The sequence below is a fragment of the Sulfitobacter sp. NFXS29 genome, from assembly GCF_040148765.1.
Lineage (GTDB): Bacteria > Pseudomonadota > Alphaproteobacteria > Rhodobacterales > Rhodobacteraceae > Sulfitobacter.
This window is the reverse complement of record NZ_JAGDED010000001.1, coordinates 154,659-174,468: the sequence shown is the minus strand read 5'-3', so window position 1 is coordinate 174,468 and position 19,810 is coordinate 154,659. Positions and strand designations below refer to the sequence as shown.

At 61.6% G+C, this 19,810-nt stretch carries 22 protein-coding genes; 11 read left to right on the top strand and 11 right to left on the bottom strand.

The annotated features are described in order from the left end of the window. Nucleotides 1-5: 5 nt before the first annotated feature. Both groES and J3456_RS00900 read right to left on the bottom strand, forming a co-directional pair. Nucleotides 6-293 carry a co-chaperone GroES gene (gene groES / locus J3456_RS00905; RefSeq protein WP_067267338.1) on the bottom strand — a complete coding sequence of 96 codons (288 nt, stop codon included), beginning with the start codon at nucleotides 291-293 and terminating at the stop codon, nucleotides 6-8. A 166-nt stretch (nucleotides 294-459) separates the two neighbouring features. After that, nucleotides 460-1,140, bottom strand: a complete 681-nt coding sequence (locus J3456_RS00900; RefSeq protein ID WP_349578507.1) for a DUF2161 domain-containing phosphodiesterase — start codon at nucleotides 1,138-1,140, stop codon at nucleotides 460-462. 64 nt (nucleotides 1,141-1,204) lie between these two features. On the opposite strand from J3456_RS00900, the gene J3456_RS00895 reads away from it, so the two are divergent. From J3456_RS00895 to J3456_RS00865, 7 genes are all read left to right on the top strand, one after another. Continuing rightward, entirely contained in the window at nucleotides 1,205-1,558 is a 354-nt protein-coding gene (locus J3456_RS00895) for an MmcQ/YjbR family DNA-binding protein (protein ID WP_349578506.1), read from the top strand. Nucleotides 1,559-1,657: 99 nt separating this feature from the next. Then, entirely contained in the window at nucleotides 1,658-2,578 is a 921-nt protein-coding gene (locus J3456_RS00890; protein ID WP_349578505.1) for a manganese-dependent inorganic pyrophosphatase, read from the top strand. A 50-nt stretch (nucleotides 2,579-2,628) separates the two neighbouring features. Next, entirely contained in the window at nucleotides 2,629-3,501 is an 873-nt protein-coding gene (locus J3456_RS00885) for a TIGR01459 family HAD-type hydrolase (RefSeq protein WP_349578504.1), read from the top strand. 90 nt (nucleotides 3,502-3,591) lie between these two features. Further along, entirely contained in the window at nucleotides 3,592-4,035 is a 444-nt protein-coding gene (locus J3456_RS00880) for a MaoC family dehydratase (protein WP_349578503.1), read from the top strand. A 61-nt stretch (nucleotides 4,036-4,096) separates the two neighbouring features. Then, nucleotides 4,097-5,029: a bifunctional riboflavin kinase/FAD synthetase gene (locus J3456_RS00875; protein WP_349578502.1), complete on the top strand. Its 933-nt coding sequence runs from the start codon at nucleotides 4,097-4,099 to the stop codon at nucleotides 5,027-5,029. Beyond that, nucleotides 5,026-5,496, top strand: a complete 471-nt coding sequence (locus J3456_RS00870; protein ID WP_120351725.1) for a YcgN family cysteine cluster protein — start codon at nucleotides 5,026-5,028, stop codon at nucleotides 5,494-5,496. The genes J3456_RS00875 and J3456_RS00870 overlap by 4 nt, the downstream gene beginning before the upstream one ends. Beyond that, complete coding sequence (locus J3456_RS00865) at nucleotides 5,496-6,530, top strand: threonine aldolase family protein (RefSeq protein ID WP_349578501.1); 1,035 nt, start codon at nucleotides 5,496-5,498, stop codon at nucleotides 6,528-6,530. Before J3456_RS00870 ends, J3456_RS00865 begins: the two co-directional genes overlap by 1 nt. 4 nt (nucleotides 6,531-6,534) lie before the next feature. On the opposite strand, the gene J3456_RS00860 is transcribed toward J3456_RS00865, so the two are convergent. Further along, nucleotides 6,535-7,332 (bottom strand): alpha/beta fold hydrolase, encoded by a 798-nt coding sequence (locus J3456_RS00860; RefSeq protein ID WP_349578500.1) that lies wholly within the window; start codon nucleotides 7,330-7,332, stop codon nucleotides 6,535-6,537. After that, entirely contained in the window at nucleotides 7,329-7,925 is a 597-nt protein-coding gene (locus J3456_RS00855) for a 2-hydroxychromene-2-carboxylate isomerase (RefSeq protein WP_349578499.1), read from the bottom strand. The genes J3456_RS00860 and J3456_RS00855 overlap by 4 nt, the downstream gene beginning before the upstream one ends. A gap of 102 nt (nucleotides 7,926-8,027) precedes the next feature. On the opposite strand from J3456_RS00855, the gene J3456_RS00850 reads away from it, so the two are divergent. Then, a complete protein-coding gene (locus tag J3456_RS00850) occupies nucleotides 8,028-9,047 on the top strand; it encodes a ribose-phosphate pyrophosphokinase (RefSeq protein WP_067629570.1) in 1,020 nt (339 codons plus the stop codon). A gap of 80 nt (nucleotides 9,048-9,127) precedes the next feature. Here the strand turns inward: J3456_RS00850 and J3456_RS00845 are convergent, their stop codons facing one another. From J3456_RS00845 to J3456_RS00815, 7 genes are all read right to left on the bottom strand, one after another. After that, nucleotides 9,128-9,478 carry an H-type lectin domain-containing protein gene (locus J3456_RS00845; protein ID WP_349578498.1) on the bottom strand — a complete coding sequence of 117 codons (351 nt, stop codon included), beginning with the start codon at nucleotides 9,476-9,478 and terminating at the stop codon, nucleotides 9,128-9,130. A 110-nt stretch (nucleotides 9,479-9,588) separates the two neighbouring features. Further along, entirely contained in the window at nucleotides 9,589-10,029 is a 441-nt protein-coding gene (locus tag J3456_RS00840; RefSeq protein WP_349578497.1) for a F0F1 ATP synthase subunit epsilon, read from the bottom strand. 12 nt (nucleotides 10,030-10,041) lie between these two features. After that, nucleotides 10,042-11,466, bottom strand: a complete 1,425-nt coding sequence (gene atpD, locus J3456_RS00835) for a F0F1 ATP synthase subunit beta (protein ID WP_349578496.1) — start codon at nucleotides 11,464-11,466, stop codon at nucleotides 10,042-10,044. Between the two features lie 18 nt (nucleotides 11,467-11,484). Continuing rightward, the gene (locus J3456_RS00830) at nucleotides 11,485-12,366 is read right to left on the bottom strand and encodes a F0F1 ATP synthase subunit gamma (protein WP_349578495.1); all 882 of its coding nucleotides are present in this window, start codon (nucleotides 12,364-12,366) and stop codon (nucleotides 11,485-11,487) included. Between the two features lie 15 nt (nucleotides 12,367-12,381). Beyond that, complete coding sequence (gene atpA / locus J3456_RS00825; RefSeq protein WP_349578494.1) at nucleotides 12,382-13,920, bottom strand: F0F1 ATP synthase subunit alpha; 1,539 nt, start codon at nucleotides 13,918-13,920, stop codon at nucleotides 12,382-12,384. After that, the gene (locus tag J3456_RS00820) at nucleotides 13,921-14,481 is read right to left on the bottom strand and encodes a F0F1 ATP synthase subunit delta (RefSeq protein WP_349578493.1); all 561 of its coding nucleotides are present in this window, start codon (nucleotides 14,479-14,481) and stop codon (nucleotides 13,921-13,923) included. Nucleotides 14,482-14,774: 293 nt separating this feature from the next. Continuing rightward, nucleotides 14,775-15,521, bottom strand: a complete 747-nt coding sequence (locus J3456_RS00815; protein WP_259984325.1) for a methyltransferase domain-containing protein — start codon at nucleotides 15,519-15,521, stop codon at nucleotides 14,775-14,777. 63 nt (nucleotides 15,522-15,584) lie between these two features. Between J3456_RS00815 and gloB the strand changes: the two genes are divergently transcribed. The 3 genes from gloB to J3456_RS00800 all read left to right on the top strand — a co-directional run bounded on the left by gloB (nucleotide 15,585) and on the right by J3456_RS00800 (nucleotide 19,796). After that, the gene (gene gloB, locus J3456_RS00810) at nucleotides 15,585-16,352 is read left to right on the top strand and encodes a hydroxyacylglutathione hydrolase (RefSeq protein WP_349578492.1); all 768 of its coding nucleotides are present in this window, start codon (nucleotides 15,585-15,587) and stop codon (nucleotides 16,350-16,352) included. A 175-nt stretch (nucleotides 16,353-16,527) separates the two neighbouring features. Next, a complete protein-coding gene (clpA, locus tag J3456_RS00805) occupies nucleotides 16,528-18,849 on the top strand; it encodes an ATP-dependent Clp protease ATP-binding subunit ClpA (RefSeq protein ID WP_349578491.1) in 2,322 nt (773 codons plus the stop codon). Then, nucleotides 18,846-19,796: a M23 family metallopeptidase gene (locus tag J3456_RS00800; protein WP_349578490.1), complete on the top strand. Its 951-nt coding sequence runs from the start codon at nucleotides 18,846-18,848 to the stop codon at nucleotides 19,794-19,796. The genes clpA and J3456_RS00800 overlap by 4 nt, the downstream gene beginning before the upstream one ends. Nucleotides 19,797-19,810: the final 14 nt, after the last annotated feature.

The following is a 19,810-nucleotide window of genomic DNA, read 5'->3' as shown; positions in this document are numbered from 1 at the left end:
GTGGCTTACGCGATGATCCCCATGATGTCGCTTTCTTTCATCATCAGCATTTCTTCGCCGTCGACGGTGACCTCTGTGCCGGACCACTTGCCGAACAGGATTTTGTCGCCGGGTGCGACGGCCATTTCGATCAGCTCGCCGTTGTCTTTCCGTGCGCCGGTGCCCACGGCGACAACTTCACCCTCGGAAGGCTTTTCTTTGGCGGAATCAGGAATGATCAACCCGCCGGCGGTTTTTTCTTCGCTTTCGGTACGCTTTACCAGCACACGGTCATGAAGCGGTTTCAATGCCATCTTTGCAGCTCCTTAAGGCTCAAAGTTACTCTTCCAAGCCACCCCCTCCGGGCGAGGGGTGCAGCCGTTAGCACTCAACCCTTGTGAGTGATAACGATGCATAGCTAAGCAGCAGTCTGCGTTCTGTCAACAACGGCTTCGAAAAATTTTGCGGGGCCGGGAACTGTTAATCAGCACCCAAAACACGGCCCGCCATGGCCACCGCTTCGGCCCCCGTTGGCGTTAGTCCGTATATGCCTTTGTCGACCTTTTCAAACCAACCGTAGTGGTCATCCCGCATCATGCGGGTTGCCGCCGAGACACCGGTTGCGCGGGCCACATGCGCGCCTTTGCTTGCGCCTGCTTCGAACAGATAGACCGCGATTTTCAACGCATCCTGTCGGTAGGCGGTCACCAGCCCCGCGCGGGTCTGGCCGCCGTCATTCGGATCCCCCTGCCGCCGGGCGAATTCGCGCAAAAGCATCGCCGCCCGTTTGGCATTCTTGCGCGGCGCATAAGGGCCGGGATCGCAATGCACCTCGACCAACCCATCCGACAGCCGCACGGTAATCAGCCCCAACCCCAGCCGCCGCGCCAGCATGACGTTGTCCTTCACCGCCTTAGCAAAGCGTTTGCCCGGTTGGCGCGCAACAGCGAGGTAGACATCATCCGTCACCTTCAGCCGCGCCAGACATTGATGGAACAGCGCCAGCGAAAAGCCGAGCTTCAGCTCCACCACCACCGGCGGCTCGGCCCCGCGCAGCGCCACCACATCTGCCGCGCCGACTTCGGCCTTCACCACATAGCCCTGATCCTCAAGGAAAGCCTTGATCGGCGGGTAAAGATCGGTTTCACGCGGGTTGCTCATGGCGCGCAACTTGCCCCATCGCGCGGCGCTATGCAAAGGGGCTGCGCGGCCCTAGACTGACGCGATGACCCGCGACGAATTCAACGCCTTCTGCGCCGCCCTGCCCCGAACAACCCATGTCGTGCAATGGGGCAATGCGGATGTCTGGAAGGTGGGCGGCAAGGTCTTTGCCATCTGCGGTTGGGCCGAGGATGCGCCCGCCTTTACTTTCAAGGTGACTGAACTGGGGTTTGAGGTGCTCTCCGACAGCCCCGGCTTGCGGCCCGCGCCCTATCTGGCTTCGCGCGGACTCAAGTGGATACAGCATTACGCCGCATCGGGGCTGAGCGATGACAGTCTGCGCGACCACATCCGCGCCTCCTACGACATGATCGTCACCGCGCTCTCTAAAAAGAAGCGCGCGGAACTGGGGCTTTAGCCCCCGGCGCGCAATGCCGCATTGCAGCAGGCGCAGGTGACAAGCCAATTGAACCTGCTATAAGGCCCGCAAATCCACCCGAACAGACAGGACCACCCCATGACAACGCTTGTTTTTGGCCACAAATCCCCCGACACCGACAGCACCGGCAGCCCGATCGTCTGGGCTTGGTATCTCAATGAGATCAAAGGCATCCCCGCCAAACCCGTCCTGCTGGGCGAGCCGAACACCGAAGCATTGTTCATGCTCGACAAATGGGATCTCGATAAGCCGGAAATCCTGACCGCGCTTGAGGCCGACACCAAGGTTGTCATCGTCGACACCAACAACCCTGCCGAACTGCCCGACAACATCAATGACGCCGACATCACCGGCATCATCGACCACCACCGTCTGGTGGCCGGGCTGGAAACACGCGGCCCGATTGAGATCAACATCCAGCCGCTTGCCTGCACCGCAACCATCATGTTCAAGATGATCGGCAAAGACTGGGCGCAGGCCCCGCGTGGCGTGAAAGCCGCGGCCCTGTCCTGCATCCTGTCGGACACGCTGGAATTCCGCAGCCCGACCACCACCCAAGAAGACCGCGCCATTGCCGAAGAGATCGCGCGGGACTTGGGCGTCGACATCAGCGACTACGCGGCGGAAATGTTCGCCGCGAAATCCGACGTGTCGTCCTTCAGCGAGGCGGAACTGCTGCGCATGGACAGCAAGGCATTCGACCTCGATGGCACCAACCTGCGCGTGAGCGTGCTGGAAACCACCTCCCCCGCGCCGCTGTTGGAGCGCAAGGACGCGCTGATGGCTGAGATGCCGAAGGTGGCCGAAGCCGACGGTGCCGCGCAGGTGCTCTTGTTCATCGTCGACATCCTGAAAGAAGAGGCGACGCTGCTGGTGCCCAACGACATGGTCAAACATATCGCCGAGCAGAGCTTTGGCGCTGAGGTTTCGGGCGACACGGTCGTGCTGCCCGGCGTGATGAGCCGCAAAAAGCAGATCATCCCCAACCTCAAGATGTAAGCCAATCGGGCGGGCCAAGTGCCCGCCCTCGCTCTTTGAAAGGCCGCCCCATGACCCGCATTATCTCTGCCCTGCCGCAAGTTTCCGATCAATACGACGCGCTCTTTGTCGATCTTTGGGGCTGCGTTCATGACGGGCGCAAAGCGCTGCCCGATGCGGTGGCGGCCTTGCAGGCCTATCGCAAGACCGGCGGCAAGGTCGTGCTGGTGACCAACTCCCCCCGTCCGCGCACGGGCGTGGAGAAACAGTTGCAGCAGTTTGGCGTGCCGGAAGACGCATGGGACAGCATCGCCACCTCGGGCGATTCCGCGCGCTCTGCCATGTTCCGGGGTGCTGTGGGCGAGAAGGTCTGGTTCATTGGCCACCCCGGTGAGCGCAAGTTTTTCGAGCCGCTGGCGATCCTCGAAAACCCGGTACAAGTGGAAACCGTCCCGCTAGCCGAAGCCGAAGGCATCGTCTGCACCGGCCCGGTCGACCCGATGGCCGACCCCGAGATCATGCGCCCCGAGTTCGAACAGGCCATCGCCCGCGGGCTGAAACTGCTCTGCGCCAACCCCGATATCGTCGTGGATCGGGGCGAGGTGCGCGAATGGTGCGCCGGGGCACTGGCCGCGCTCTATACCGAGATGGGCGGCGAAAGCCTCTATTTCGGCAAGCCGCATGGCCCGATCTACGATCTCGCCCGCCGTCGCCTTGCCGCCCTTGAGGTCGACATCCTCGACAATCGCATCCTCGCCATCGGTGACGGCATCCTGACGGACGTCAAAGGCGCGATGGACGAAGGCATCGATTCGCTGTTCATCACCGGGGGACTGGCCGCCGCGGAAACTGCCACCACCGAGCAACCCGACGAAGACAAGCTCCGCGCCTATCTCGATCGCGAAGCCTCGGCCCCGACCTATGCCATCGGATTCCTGCGCTAACTCAGAAAGGGGCTTGATTTTCTGCATCTGCAAAGTAATAAAGTTGCATCTTGACGCGCGAGCGCGCCACTTTATTGCCAAGGAGCCGTCATGTTGGACAATATGCCACGCGGGACGATCTGCATCGAAGACATCGAAATCGGGATGACTCGCCATCTGCGTAAAGTCGTGACCGATACGGATATCGAAATGTTCGCGCAGGTCTCTACCGACCATAACCCGGTGCATCTGGATGACGATTACGCCCGCGACACGATCTTTGAAGGGCGCATTGCCCATGGGATGCTGACCGCCGGGCTGATCTCGGCGGTGATTGGTGAGCAGCTGCCCGGGCACGGCACAATCTACCTCGGGCAATCGCTCAAGTTCCTCGGCCCCGTGCGCCCCGGCGATATGGTGCTGGCCGAAGTCACCGTGACCGACATGGACATTGCCAAACGTCGCGTGAAAATGGACTGCCGCTGTTCGGTCGATGGCAAACCGGTGCTCGCCGGTGAGGCCACGGTGCTTGCCTCCTCGGCCAAGCTGGACTGAGGGGACGGTTTCGCAGCCTGAGCATCTTGCCCTTGCCCCGCCGCGCAGCTAGGCAAGGCACATGCGGATCATCCGAGATTATCAATTCGTCGACCTTGCAGATCGCGGTGCCACCGCCGCGATTGGCAATTTTGATGGCGTGCACCTTGGCCACCGGTCGGTGATCGAACTGGCGCAGAGTGCCGCTCCCGATGCGCCCCTTGGCGTCGTCACCTTCGAGCCGCATCCCCGCGAGTATTTTGCCCCCGATGCCCCGCCCTTCCGCCTGATGGGCCCCGAATCCCGCGCGCATCGGCTGGAAAAGATCGGCGTTAAGCGGCTCTATGAGCTGGCATTCAACAGCACACTGGCCAGCCTCAGCCCTGAGGCATTCGCCCGCGACGTGCTCCACGACGGGCTGGGGCTGGCGCATGTGGTTGTGGGCGCAGACTTCTGCTTTGGTAAGGGCCGCGCGGGCACGGCGGAAGATCTCGTCCGTTTCGGCGCGCAATTTGGTTTTGGTGTCACCATCGCCCCGCTGATGGAGCGCGATGACCTCACCGTGTCCTCAACCGCGATCCGCGAAGCGCTGACCCGTGGTGAAACCCGCGAAGCGGCGGCAATGCTGGGTCATTGGCACCGCATCGACGGGCCCGTGATCTCGGGCGAGCAGCGCGGGCGTGAATTGGGCTTTCCCACGGCGAATATGTCGATTGACGGGCTGCACCCGCCTGCCTTTGGTGTCTATGCCGTGCTGGTGGATGTGCTGGCGGGGCCGCATAAGGGCAGCTATCACGGGGCGGCCAGCATTGGCGTGCGGCCCATGTTCGGTGAGAACAAAGCCAACCTTGAAACCTATATCTTGGACTTCAAAGGTGATCTCTACGGCGCGCCGCTGTCCGTCGGGCTGGTCGAACACCTGCGCGGCGAAGAAAAGTTTGACAGTCTCGACGCGCTGATCACCCAGATGGGAGCCGACTGCGACCGCGCCCGAACCATTCTGGCGGCGCTATGAGCGATCCGATCCCCCGCAAGGGCCTGACCCCGAAGTTCTGGGAGAAGAAGCCGCTCAAAGAGATGTCGCAGACCGAGTGGGAAGCGCTCTGCGATGGCTGCGGCAAATGCTGCCTGAACAAGCTAGAAGACGAAGACAGCGGCGAAGTGGCCCTCACCCGTGTCGCCTGCCGCCTGCTTGATGATAGCACCTGCCGCTGCGTGCATTACGAAAACCGGCACGAGTTCGTGCCCGACTGCATCGTGCTGCGCCCCGACAACCTCGATACCCACGCCTATTGGATGCCCCAGACCTGCGCTTACCGCCTGCTGTGGGAGGGCAAGCCCCTGCCCGAATGGCACCCCCTGCTGACCGGCACGCCGGACAGCGTCCATGACGCCGGGGTCAGCGTGCAATTTGATACCGTGTCCGAATTTGATACCCCGTTCGAGGAATGGGAAGACCATATTATCGAGGAGCCCACCTGATGTTTTTCGCCTCTGACAACGCCGGCCCCGTCCACCCCAAGGTGATGGAGCGCGTGATCGCGGCCAACAGCGACTACGCCATGCCCTACGGCAAAGACCCGATCATGGATGAGGTGCGCACGCAGATTCGCGAACAGTTTGAGGCACCTGAGGCCGAGGTTTACCTCGTCGCCACCGGCACCGCGGCCAATGCGCTGGCGCTGGCCTGCTATACCCAGCCGTGGCAGACGATCTTCTGCTCCAAGGTCGCGCATATCGAAGAGGATGAGTGCAACGCGCCGGAGTTCTACGCGGGGGCGGCCAAGCTGACGCTGGTAGAGACCGACGACAAGATGACCCCCGAGGCCCTGCGCCGCGCCATCGTCGCGCGGACGGCGGGCGATGTGCACACGCCGCAACGCGGCCCGGTGTCGATCACGCAGGTGACGGAACGCGGCGGGGTGCATAGCCTTGAAGAATTGCAGGCGCTGACAGCGGTGGCCAAGGAATACGGCCTGCCCGTGCATATGGACGGCGCGCGTTTTGCCAATGCGCTGGTGGCTCTGGGCTGCACCCCGGCTGAGATGACGTGGAAGTCGGGCGTTGATGTGGTCAGCTTCGGCGGCACCAAGAACGGCTGCATGGGGGTCGAGGCGGTGGTCTTTTTTGTTCCCAAAAAAGCATGGGAATTCGAGTTGCGCCGCAAGCGCGGTGCGCATCTATTTTCCAAACACCGCTTTCTGTCGGCGCAAATGGCAGGCTACCTTGCGGATGGTGCTTGGCTGGAAACGGCCAAGACGGCCAACGCAAATGCGGCGCATCTGGCCCAAGGGCTGCGCAAGGCGGGGGCGGAATTTCTACATGAGCCTGCGGCAAATATGATCTTTACCCGTTTCCCCCGCGCCATTCACCGCAAGCTGCATGACGCAGGCGCGCGCTATTACCTCTGGGATGGCACGCTGGACGGCGACGATGATGAGATGCTGGCCGCGCGGATGGTCTGCGACTGGTCGATCAGCCGCGACCAGATCGACCAGTTCCTAAGCCACTTCTAAGCAGTCACGCCAGCGGCACGTCGTTCAGGAAATCGCGTATCGCTTCGGCGACTTCTGCGGGGTGCGTGATCGGCACCATATGCCCTGCCCCGTCGACTGAAATCCGCCGCGCGTTCGGGAGGCGGCGCATCAGCGACGCATTGATCGCATGCGCCGCCTTGGGCGATGCGCCTCCCTCTACCAGCAGCGCGGGCATTGACGCGCGGTCGAACATGCCCGGCGCCAGCAACCCGGCGCTGTCCTCTCCAAGGAAGGGCGAAGAGGCGGGGATGAAACCGATCCGATCCACCATATAGGCGCGGGTCGGTTCGGGAATTTGGTCCCATTTCGTCCCATCGCCCCAAACCCGGTTGAACAGCCGTGCGGCGGTCTCCTTGTCGCCCTCTGCCAAGGCGGCCTCAAATGCCGCGTTCTGGTCGTTGTATTCGGCCATCGCCTCGGGATCGTCCTGCTTGGCAGCGGCGAAATAGACCGGCTCAATCAGGGTAATGCTGCGCACCAAATCGGGGTGCTCGATCGCCAAACGCATCGCCACCGTCGCACCAAAGGAATGGCCAATCAGATCCATCGGCGCTTCGAGCAGGCTGAGCGCCATGTCGGTCGCCACGTCGTGGATATTGCCCTGCCCGTCCCAATCGCCGGACCGGCCGTGCATCGGCAGATCGAAGGCGCGCAGGGTCAACTCGTCCGATAGGGCAGCCCCAACGCCCCGCCACGCGCCGGAATGCGCAAGCGAGCAATGGATTGCCAAGGCCGGGCGCGGGCCGTGACCGAAACGGCGCGCGTTGACCTCTGGGATCACAGCTTACCCCCGAGATGCAGATCAAGGTCTTCCAAACGGTCCTGTCCCCAGAACTTCTGATCACCGACGATATAGAATGGCGCGCCGAAGACACCTTGAGCGACGGCTTCCTCAAGGTTCGCGGCATAGGTCTCGGCCCCCTGCAGCAGCCCGCTGTTCGCCAGATCGGGGTCAAAACCGGCCTCTTCCAAACAGGCCCGGACCACATCGTCATGGCCGATGTCCTTTTCTTCGGCCCAGACAGCGCGGGTGATGGCATGGGTCAATTTGCCCAGATCACCGCCCCCTGCATTCTGCGCGGCGATCACCGCATAGGCCGCAGGTGCGCCGTTGGTGGGCCAATGCGCGGGCTTGAGATTGAAGGGCAGACCCAGCTTGCGCGCCTGACGCGGCAGGTCTTGCGCGCGGTACTCATTGCGGCTGGGGTGACGCTCTGCCGGGGGCATGCCGCCGGTGCGCGGGAAGGCCGCGATAATGTCGAACGGCTTGTACACGATCTCAGCACCGTGCTTTTCGGCGATCTCCTCAAGCCGATTCCCGGCGAGGTAGCAATAGGGTGACAGGGTCGCGAAAAAATAGTCGATCCGGGCCATTTGGCTCTCCTTCGGGGGCGGTGCAGCTTTGCCCGACCGTAAGCGCATGCTAAGCGGTGTCAACGTCACGAATCTGCAACCTACCGCTGCCCCGGAGCCCCTATGCCACGCACTTCAGAACCAAAACTGATCTCAGGCAATGCCAATATGCCGCTTGCCAAGGCCATCGCGCGGCGCATGTCGCTGCACCGCGGCGTTAACGTGGGGCTCGTCGATGCGCGAGTCGAACGGTTCAATGACGGCGAGATTTTTGTCGAAGTCTACGAGAACGTGCGTGGCGAGGATATGTTCATCATCCAGCCCACGTCGAACCCCGCGAACGACAACCTGATGGAACTGATGATCATGGCCGACGCGCTGCGCCGGTCCTCGGCGGCGCGGGTCACTGCGGTGCTGCCCTACTTCGGCTACGCCCGTCAGGACCGCCGCACCAAGGCCCGGACCCCGATCACCGCCAAGATGGTTGCCAATATGCTGACCGGCAGCGGCATTGAGCGGATCCTGACGATGGACCTGCACGCGGCACAGATTCAGGGCTTCTTCGACATCCCGGTCGACAACCTCTACGCCTCGCCGATCTTCGCGCTCGACATCAAGGACGCCTTTAAGGACCAGATGGACGATCTGATGGTCGTCAGCCCCGACGTTGGCGGCGTGGCCCGTGCGCGCGAGCTGGCCAAGCGTATCAACTCGCCCCTGTCAATCGTCGACAAACGCCGCGAGAAGGCGGGCGAAGTGGCTGAAATGACTGTAATCGGCGACGTGAAAGGCAAGACCTGCCTGATCGTAGACGACATCTGCGACACGGCTGGCACGCTGTGCAAAGCCGCCGAAGTCTTGCTGGAGAATGGGGCGAAGGAAGTACACTCCTACATCACCCACGGCGTCATGTCCGGCCCTGCGGTTGAGCGGGTCGAGAACTCGGTCATGAAATCACTGGTTATCACCGACAGCATCGCGCCGACCCCTGCGATCAAGAAAGCGCCGAACATCCGCATCGTCCCGACCGCGCCGATGTTTGCCCAAGCGATCCTGAACATCTGGAACGGCACCTCGGTCTCTTCTCTGTTCGAGGCGGAAACGCTGGGCCCGATCTATGACGGGATGTACGCGGCAAACTAAGCCGCAGGCTGTGATCTAGGGCTGGCCCCCGCGGGCCGCCCTCCCCCTGCTGGGCTGCTCTCTCTCACCGAGCGATGTACCTAGCCGACGACCCAGTCGTCATCCTCCCCAACCGCGCCAATCGCTGTCCATGCCAAACGCGCCCGTGCGACGCGGGTGTCGCCCCATGTGCGAAACACCATGTCAAAGCCGGTCTCGGTCACCGCCTCGGCGCCGATATCGGCGCGGGTGACGGTGCTGGCGTCGATGTCCCAAAGCGACATGTTCACCTGAACATGCGGCGGCTCCCGGAAGGGTTCTGAAAAGCTGATCCGGCGGCGGCGTTCGCGCTGGCCCTCGCCCGTCCACATCGATCCGCCGTCTTCGAACTCAGAAAACAGCATGACATCGCCACTGGCTACGCCGATGGTATGGCTGCGAAGTCGTTTCATATCTCGGGCCTGCTTGCGTTTAGGGTCACCGCTCGATGATGCCGCAGCAGGGGGAAGCATAAAAGCAAAAAGCCCCGCCGAGGCGGGGCTTTTCACTGATTTTCAAAGCATTACAGGCTGGGCTGTTTGCTCGACAATCCGATGTGATCGCCAACGGCAACCATATCGGCCAGAAGCTTGGCTGCGTCATCCACGGGACCGGGTTCGTTTTCCCAGTCGTCCTTGGCGCGGGTGTAGACGGCATGCGCCTCTGCCACCATGCTGTCCATCTGCTCCTGCGTCATGTCGGCACGCGACACGGCACGTTCCGCCAGCACAGACACGCCGCCCTGACCGCCGATTTCGGCGAAACCGCCGGTCACGACATATTCAGACGTGCCCTCCGGCCCTTCCACGCGCAGAAGACCCGGACGCAGGGTGGTGATGGTGGGCGCATGATCGGCCATGGCCGTCATGTCACCCTCAGTGCCCGGAATCTGCACGGCCGTCACCTGCATCGATGCCAGCCGCCGTTCCGGCGAAACGAGGTCGAATTGCATTGTGTCTGCCATTGTCAGCGCTCCTTAAGCGGCGTCTGCCGCCATTTTTTCGGCTTTCGCCTTCACGTCATCGATGCCACCAACCATGTAGAAGGCACCTTCGGGCAGGTGATCGTATTCACCGGCAACCACGGCCTTGAAGGACGCGATTGTTTCTTCCAGCGGCACCTGAACACCGTCGGAGCCTGTGAAGACTTTCGCCACGTCGAAGGGCTGGCTGAGGAAACGCTCGATTTTACGGGCGCGTGCCACGGTCAGTTTGTCTTCTTCGCTCAGTTCGTCCATGCCGAGAATGGCAATGATGTCCTGAAGCGATTTGTAGCGCTGAAGCACCTGCTGCACGTCTGTCGCCACCTTGTAGTGCTCGTCGCCGATGATCAGCGGGTCGAGCAAACGCGAGGTGGAGCCAAGCGGATCAACCGCCGGGTAGATGCCCTTTTCCGAGATCGAACGGTCAAGAACCGTTGTCGCGTCGAGGTGCGCAAAGGAGGTCGCAGGCGCCGGGTCGGTAAGGTCATCCGCAGGAACGTAAACGGCCTGAACGGAAGTAATCGAACCGGATTTGGTCGAAGCAATCCGCTCCTGCATCACGCCCATGTCGGTCGCCAGTGTCGGCTGGTAGCCCACAGCGGAAGGGATACGGCCCAGCAAAGCGGACACTTCGGAACCGGCCTGTGTGAAGCGGAAGATGTTGTCGACGAAGAACAGAACGTCGGAACCGGATTCGTCGCGGAACTGCTCGGCCAGTGTCAGGCCGGTCAGGGCGATCCGCATCCGCGCGCCGGGAGGTTCGTTCATCTGGCCGTAGACCAGCGCAATTTTCGAATCGACGAGGTTGTCAGGGACGATAACGCCGGATTCGATCATCTCGTGGTAAAGGTCGTTGCCCTCACGGGTACGCTCACCGACGCCCGCGAACACCGACAGACCGGAGTGCACTTTGGCGATGTTGTTGATCAGTTCCATGATGAGAACCGTCTTGCCCACGCCAGCACCGCCGAAGAGACCAATTTTACCACCCTTGGTGTAAGGCGCCAGAAGGTCGATGACCTTGATGCCTGTCACGAGGATTTGTGTCTCGGTGGACTGCTCAGCGAACTCAGGCGCTTCGCCGTGAATGGCGCGTGTCGCGTCAGAGTTTACCGGACCCTGTTCGTCAACCGCGTCGCCGGTGACGTTCATGATGCGGCCCAGTGTGGCGTTGCCCACGGGCACGCGGATCTGGTCGCCCGTGTCGCTTACGGCCTGACCGCGAACGAGACCTTCGGTCGCGTCCATGGCGATGGCACGAACTGTGTTTTCGCCAAGGTGCTGCGCCACTTCGAGAACCAGCGTTTTGCCCTGGTTCTGGGTGTGGAGCGCGTTGAGAATCTCCGGCAGGTCGCCTTCGAATTGAACGTCAACGACAGCGCCGATGACCTGTGTGATTTTACCGACAGCATTTGCCATGTCGTTTCTCCGATTTGCTTACAGCGCTTCCGCGCCGGAAATGATTTCGATCAGCTCGTTGGTGATGACAGCCTGACGCGAGCGGTTGTACTGGATGGTCAGTTTGTCGATCATCTCACCCGCGTTGCGTGTTGCGTTGTCCATCGCCGACATCCGCGCACCCTGCTCGGACGCGCCATTCTCCAGCAGAGCCGAGAAGATCGCCGTGGCGACCCCGCGCGGCAGAAGATCGGCCAAAACCGCCTCTTCGCTGGGTTCATAGTCGAACAATGTGGACGCACCGCTGTCTTCGTCCGCGTCTGCTTCGAATTTGGCCGGGATGATCTGCTGCGCCGTCGGCGTCTGCATGACCACGTTCACGAACTTCGCATAGAAGATCGTCGCCACGTCAAATTCGCCCGCGTCAAAGCGGTTCAGCACGTCCTGCGCGATGTTTTGCGCATCACCATAGCCGATCTTTTTGACTTCGCTGAGGTCAACGTGACCGACCAGATGGTCGCCCAAGTCACGCCGCAGCGCATCACGGCCTTTTTTGCCAACGGTGAGGATTTTCACCTCTTTGCCCTGGGCCAGCAAGTCACGCGCATGGGCTTTCGCCTTCTTCGCGATGTTGCTGTTGAAGCCGCCGCACAGCCCGCGTTCGGCGGTCATGACCACCAGCAGATGCACTTTGTCTTCACCCGTGCCGCTGAGCAGCTTGGGCGCGCTGTCGGAGCCGCCGACACTGGCCGCGAGCCCTGCCATCACGGCATTGAACCGCTCAGTATAGGGACGCGAAGCCTCGGCAGCCTCCTGCGCGCGGCGAAGTTTCGCCGCGGCAACCATTTGCATGGCCTTGGTGATCTTGCGGGTCGATTTGACCGACGCGATCCTGTTCTTCAGGTCCTTGAGATTTGGCATTGCCTTATCTCCCGTTTAAGCGAAGTCGGCGGCGAAACCGTCAATGGCGGCTTTGATCTTCTCTTCCAACTCGCCTTTGACCTTACGGTCATTGTTGGTGATGTCCTTGAGAAGGTCGTCATGCTTGCTGCGCAGATGCGCCAGCAGGCCCGCTTCGAAGCGGCCAACGTCGTTCAAGTCCACCTTGTCGAGATAGCCGTGTGTACCGGCGTAGATCACGCAGACGATTTCCGAGTTGGTCAGCGGCGCGTACTGCGGCTGCTTCATCAGTTCGGTCAGACGCGCACCACGGTTCAGCAGCTGCTGAGTTGCGGCATCAAGGTCGGAGCCGAACTGAGCAAAGGCGGCCATTTCGCGGTACTGAGCCAGCGACAGTTTCACCGGACCCGCGACCGAAGACATCGCCTTGGTCTGAGCCGAGGAGCCAACGCGCGAAACCGACAGACCGGTGTTCACAGCAGGACGGATGCCTTGGTAGAACAATTCGGTCTCAAGGAAGATCTGACCGTCGGTGATCGAGATCACGTTGGTCGGAATAAACGCGGAAACGTCACCGCCTTGGGTTTCAATGATCGGCAGAGCCGTCAGCGAGCCGTTGCCAGCTTCGTCACCCAGCTTCGCGGAACGCTCAAGCAGACGGGAGTGGAGGTAGAAAACGTCGCCCGGGTAGGCTTCGCGGCCCGGTGGGCGGCGCAGCAGCAGGGACATCTGACGGTAGGACACGGCCTGCTTCGAGAGGTCATCATAGATGATCAGGGCGTGACGGCCATTGTCGCGGAAATGCTCGGCCATCGCGGTGGCGGCATAGGGCGCGAGGAACTGCATCGGCGCAGGCTCGGACGCGGTCGCGGCCACAACGATGGAGTAGTCAATCGCGCCGGTTTCTTCGAGCTTTTTCACTAGCTGAGCAACAGTCGAACGCTTCTGGCCGATGGCGACATACACGCAGTACATCTTCTTGCCTTCGTCGTCGCCAGCAGCGGCGTTAACCTGCGCTTGGTTCAGCATCGCGTCGAGGGCGACAGCGGTTTTACCGGTCTGACGGTCACCGATGATCAGCTCACGCTGGCCACGGCCAATTGGGATCATCGCGTCAACGGACTTAAGGCCAGTTGCCATCGGCTCATGCACCGATTTACGCGGGATGATGCCCGGCGCTTTGACGTCGGCGATGCCGCGCTTGGTGGCGCCAATGGGGCCTTTGCCGTCGATGGGGTTACCAAGGCCGTCAACAACGCGGCCCAGCAGTTCGTCACCGATTGGCACGTCCACGATGGAGTTGGTGCGCTTTACGGTGTCGCCTTCTTTGATGTCACGGTCGGAACCGAAGATAACAACACCGACGTTGTCCGCTTCGAGGTTCAGGGCCATGCCCTGAATGCCACCGGGGAATTCGACCATTTCACCGGCCTGAACATTGTCCAGACCATAGACGCGGGCGATACCGTCACCGACGGAGAGAACGCGACCCACTTCGGCCACTTCGGTTTCCTGACCGAAATCCTTGATCTGGTCCTTCAGGATCGCAGAAATCTCTGCTGCTTGGATACCCATTTATCCGACCTCTTTCATTACATTCTGGAGGGAATTGAGCTTGGAGCGGATCGAGGTATCGATCATCTTCGAGCCCACTTTGACGACAAGACCGCCGATGAGGCTTTCATCAACGGTCGCATGAAGTGATACTTTTTTGCCGGTGGAGGCATTGAGCGACTTGGTCAGCTTGTCCGACTGCGTCTTGGTCAGTGCCTTGGCCGATGTAACGTCTGCGGTGATCTCGCCCTTGGCTTCGGCAATCGTCTCGCGCAGCGCTTTGACCAGCGCGGGCAGCACAAACAGACGACGCTTTTGCGCCATCAGCGCCAGCGTGTTCGCCATGGTCTTGGTCAGGCCCATCTTGTCGGCCAGCACTTTGATCGCCCCGGCCTGCTGATCGCGGGTATAGAGCGGCGAAGAGATCAGGCGCTGAAAGTCATCGCTGTCGGTCAAGGCCGCTTCAAGCGCGGTAAGATCGCCCTCGATGGCATCGACCTGATTGGCCTCGCGGGCCAGATCATACACGGCTGTCGCGTAGCGTTCCGCGATGCCGGTGGAAATGGAAGCAGGTTCGGACACGTCCATCCTCTCGTTCAATAAGCGCCGGATATGCGAAGATGTCGCGTCACCAGCAGTTGGCGCGGCTTGAAGTTACCCAAGACGTCTAAATCAGGGGCGATGTAGCAGACAGGTTCACGCCCGGCAACACAGTATAGGCAGGTAATGTTCCCCCGTGCTGCAATATTGCAAGGCCAGCGGCCTGTCGCGGCTCTTTGACGCAGTTAAATGCTGGCTTTGTCACCACGAGCGTGCGGGCAGGCGAATCCTCCGCCCCTCACCGTAGGCCCTAAGCCTACATGGCGATGGGGGACTTAAACCGGTTTGGCCTGTGGCTCAGCGATCCCCTCCAGCACCCCGATGGCGCGCCTTGCGGTGCTGCGCTGCGGGCGACCTCGCGGTGGATAGACCAGTTTCGTGGCCTCCACCAAGATCGCACCGCCGCCCATCATCGTCGGCATCTGGCGACCGATTTTCTCAAACAAGGGCGCAGATTTCATCCAGATTCGCTGCTGCGAGGGGAATTGGAACAGCGCACCAAGGTGCCTTTCGGGCAGGAACTGATGTTTGCGCAGCTGCGTTTCCAACTGCCCCGGCGAATAGGGCCGCCCATAGCCGAATGGCGTGCGATCCCGCCGCGCCCACATGCCCGCGCGGTTCGGCACGATGAACAGCGCCTTGCCCCCCGGCCCCAGCACGCGCCAGCATTCGTCCAGCAGTTCACTGGGCCGCTCCGAGGTCTCAAGCCCATGCATCAGCACCAGCTTGTCCACCGCCCCCGTCTCGACCGGCCAGAGCGTTTCTTCGGTCAGGACCGAGGTATTGGGCATCCCCGCAGGCCAAGGCATCACGCCTTGCGGCCCGGGCATCAAGACCATCACGCGCCGAGCATCGGCCAGATAGGGCCGCAGCAGAGGTGCTGCAAAGCCAAAGCCGACGACGGTTTGCCCCTTCGCCTCGGGCCAAAGCTCCAACAATCGCCCGCGCAGGGATTTCTGCGCGGCACGCCCCAACGCGCTGCGATAATAGAAATTGCGCAGATCCTGTACATCAAGATGCATTGCAGCCCGCCTTGGTGAGTGTCACTCTGACCCGACCATAACAACACAGCGAGGTAAGACGCCATGGCCTTTGATCTGGTCACGATTCCCTGTCTGTCGGACAATTACGCTTTCCTGCTGCGCGACCATGACAGCGGCGCTGTGGCGCTGATCGACGTGCCCGAAGCCGCCCCGATCATGGCAGAGCTGGACCGCCGGGGCTGGACGTTGAGCCAAGTCTGGTTGACCCACCACCACCCCGACCACGTCCAAGGGCTGGCCGAGGTGCTGACCCGCTTCCCCGCCGAGGTGATTGGGGCCAAGGCCGACGCTCACCGCCTGCCCCCGCTAGACCGCGACGTGGCAGAAGGCGACACCGTTGAGCTTGGCGCGCTGAAGGCCGAGGTGCTGGATGTCTCCGGCCACACCGTCGGCCATATCGCCTTTCACGTGCCGGATGCCAAAGCGGCCTTTACCGCCGACAGCCTCATGGCGCTTGGCTGTGGCCGTCTGTTCGAAGGCACGCCCGCGCAGATGTGGGACAGTCTGCAAAAGTTGGCCGCCCTGCCCGGCGATACGACGATCTGCTCCGGCCACGAATACACCGCCACGAACGCAAAATTCGCCCTGACCGTTGATCCGGATAATCCCGCTCTTATATCAAGGGCCAAGGACATCGACAGCGCCCGCGCCAAGGGGCAGCCGACCGTCCCCTCACCGCTTTCACTGGAACTAGAAACCAATCCCTTCCTGCGCCCTGCCGACCCGGCCATTCGCGCGACATTGGGGATGCCAGACGCCACCGACACAGAAGTGTTCACCGAAATCCGCAGGCGCAAAGACCAGTTCTGAATGCCTGCAATCATGGCCCAAAGTCCTCGCTCACGGCAAATGTGACCGATTCGGACCAGAATCTTCTTGAAGATGGGCGATGATCAACCAAACTCTAATACTATGAGGCCATGGTCGGACCGGGGCCTGAGATATCTCAGCACCTCACCGACCCCGATCGAAAAGGAGCACGCCCGTGCCTTCATTCTCGACTACACTTGAGCAGGCAATCCACGCGGCCCTCGCGCTGGCAAACGCCCGCCGCCACGAATTCGCAACGCTCGAACATCTGCTGCTGGCCTTGCTCGACGAACCCGACGCCGTGCAGGTCATGAAAGCCTGTTCCGTTGATGTCTCTGACCTGCGCGAAACGCTGGTCGAATTCGTCGACGATGATCTGAGCAATCTGATCACCGACATTGACGGTTCCGAAGCGGTGCCCACGGCGGCCTTCCAGCGCGTGATCCAACGCGCCGCGATCCACGTACAATCCTCGGGCCGGACCGAAGTGACGGGCGCGAACGTGCTGGTCGCCATCTTCGCCGAACGTGAAAGCAACGCCGCCTACTTCCTGCAAGAACAGGATATGACCCGCTATGACGCGGTAAACTTCATCGCCCACGGCGTCGCCAAAGACCCGGCATATGGTGAATCCCGCCCCGTCACAGGCGCACCGGAAGCCGAAGAAGAGGCGCAAGGCGTCACTGATGGCGACAAGAAGGAATCCGCGCTGGCAAAATACTGCGTGGACCTTAATGCCAAATCCCGCGAGGGCGATATCGACCCGCTGATCGGCCGCGAGAGCGAAGTTGAGCGCTGTATTCAAGTGCTCTGCCGCCGCCGCAAGAACAACCCGCTTCTGGTGGGTGATCCGGGCGTCGGCAAAACCGCCATCGCCGAAGGTCTGGCGCGCAAGATCGTCGCTGGTGAAACGCCTGAGGTTCTGGCCAATACCACGATCTACTCGCTCGACATGGGCGCACTGCTCGCAGGCACCCGCTACCGCGGTGATTTCGAGGAACGGCTCAAAGCTGTCGTGACCGAGCTGGAAGAGCATAAAGACGCGGTGCTCTTCATCGACGAGATTCACACCGTTATCGGTGCCGGTGCTACCTCGGGTGGCGCGATGGATGCCTCAAACCTGCTGAAACCCGCGCTTCAGGGCGGCAAGCTGCGCACCATGGGCTCCACCACCTATAAGGAGTTCCGCCAACACTTTGAGAAAGACCGCGCGCTGAGCCGCCGGTTCCAGAAGATCGACGTGAGCGAGCCTTCGGTCGAAGACGCCACCAAAATCCTCAAAGGGCTAAAACCCTACTTCGAGGAGCATCACAGCGTCAAATACACCTCCGACGCGATCAAGACCTCGGTCGAGCTGGCGCACCGCTATATCAACGACCGCAAGCTACCTGACTCAGCGATCGACGTGATCGACGAAGCGGGTGCCGCACAGCATCTCGTGGCCGCCTCCAAGCGCCGCAAGACCATCGGCACCAAGGAGGTCGAAGCCGTTGTGGCCAAGATCGCCCGCATCCCGCCGAAAAACGTCTCCAAGGACGATGTAGTGGTGCTGAAGGATCTGGAAAGCTCGCTCAAGCGGGTGGTCTTTGGTCAGGACGACGCCATCGTGGCGCTGTCGTCGGCCATCAAACTGTCCCGCGCGGGCCTGCGCGAGCCGGACAAGCCCATCGGCAACTACCTCTTCGCCGGGCCAACCGGTGTGGGTAAAACCGAGGTGGCCAAGCAACTGGCGGATACGCTGGGTGTGGAACTGCTGCGTTTCGACATGTCGGAGTATATGGAGAAACACGCCGTCTCGCGTCTGATCGGCGCGCCTCCGGGCTATGTCGGTTTTGACCAGGGTGGCATGTTGACCGACGGCGTCGACCAGCATCCGCACTGTGTACTGCTGCTCGACGAGATGGAGAAGGCGCATCCGGATGTCTACAACATCCTGTTGCAGGTGATGGACCACGGCAAGCTGACTGATCACAACGGCCGCACGGTGGATTTCCGCAATGTGGTGCTGATCATGACCTCCAACGCCGGGGCTTCCGAGCAGGCGAAAGAGGCTGTGGGCTTTGGCCGCGAACGTCGCACCGGTGAAGACACCGCCGCGATCGAGCGGACCTTCACGCCGGAGTTCCGCAACCGCCTCGACGCTGTGATCTCCTTCGCGCCGCTGCCGAAATCGGTGATCCTGCGGGTGGTCGAGAAGTTCGTGCTGCAACTCGAAGCGCAATTGATGGACCGCAACGTGACCATCGAACTCAGCAAAAAGGCGGCCGAATGGCTGGCCGACAAAGGCTACGACGACAAGATGGGCGCCCGCCCCTTGGGCCGCGTGATCCAGGAGCACATCAAAAAGCCGCTGGCCGAGGAACTGCTCTTTGGCAAACTGGCCAAAGGCGGTGTGGTCAAGGTCGGCGTCAAGGACGACGCGCTGACGCTCAAGGTCTTGGGCACAGAAAGCAAGCGCCTGTCGGGTGATCGGCCCCCGCTGCTCACCGCGGAATGATCACACGGGCCGCGCTGGCCCTGATCCTCTCCTCCGCCGGCCCTGCGCCGGCGGAGGATGTGCAACTGGCCTTTCCACTGGATTGCACACTCGGGCAGGATTGCCACATCCAACAATATATGGACCAAGACCCAAGTGCCGCGGCGCACGATTACCGCTGTTCGGGGCTGACCTATGACGGCCACAAGGGCACCGATTTCGCCCTACCCCACCACGCGGCGATGGCGGCAGGTGTCACCGTTCGCGCAGCGGCGGCTGGCGTGGTCAAAGGGCTGCGAAACGGCATGGCCGATGGCGCGCCACTCTCGGAAGTCCAAGGTCGCGAATGCGGAAACGGCGTGGTGATCGACCTTGGCCGCGGGTGGGAAACACAGTATTGCCACCTGAAACGCGGCTCGCTGCGCGTGACGGAAGGGCAAGAGGTCGCTGTCGGCGACGCCCTCGGCCTGGTCGGCCAGTCTGGCAAGGCCGCCTTCCCGCATCTTCACCTTTCGCTGCGCCACAATGGCAATCCGGTTGATCCATTCGCCCCCGAAGGCAACGCTTGCGGGGAACCAGCTAAGTCTCTCTGGCAAGACACCCCGCCCTACCGCCCCGGCGGACTGATCGCGCTCGGCTTTGCGGACCGCATTCCCAGCTATGATGAAATCAAAGCGGGCGATGCCAATCACGACACCCTGCCCACGGATGCGCCTGCCTTGGTCCTCTATGGCTACAGCTATGGCACGCAAAAGAACGACGTGCTGCGCCTCAGCCTTGCGGGGCCAAGCGGCACCGTGATCGAAAGGGATGTGGTGCTGGAGAAACCGCAGGCGCAGTCGTTTCGTGCCATCGGCAAACGCGCCGCCGCCGGAACATGGCCCGCCGGGCGCTATCGCGGCACGGTCACCCTGCTGCGCGATGGCACGGTGATTGACGAAAAGACCGGCGCGATGACGGTCCAATAGACCAGCTTCCCCCC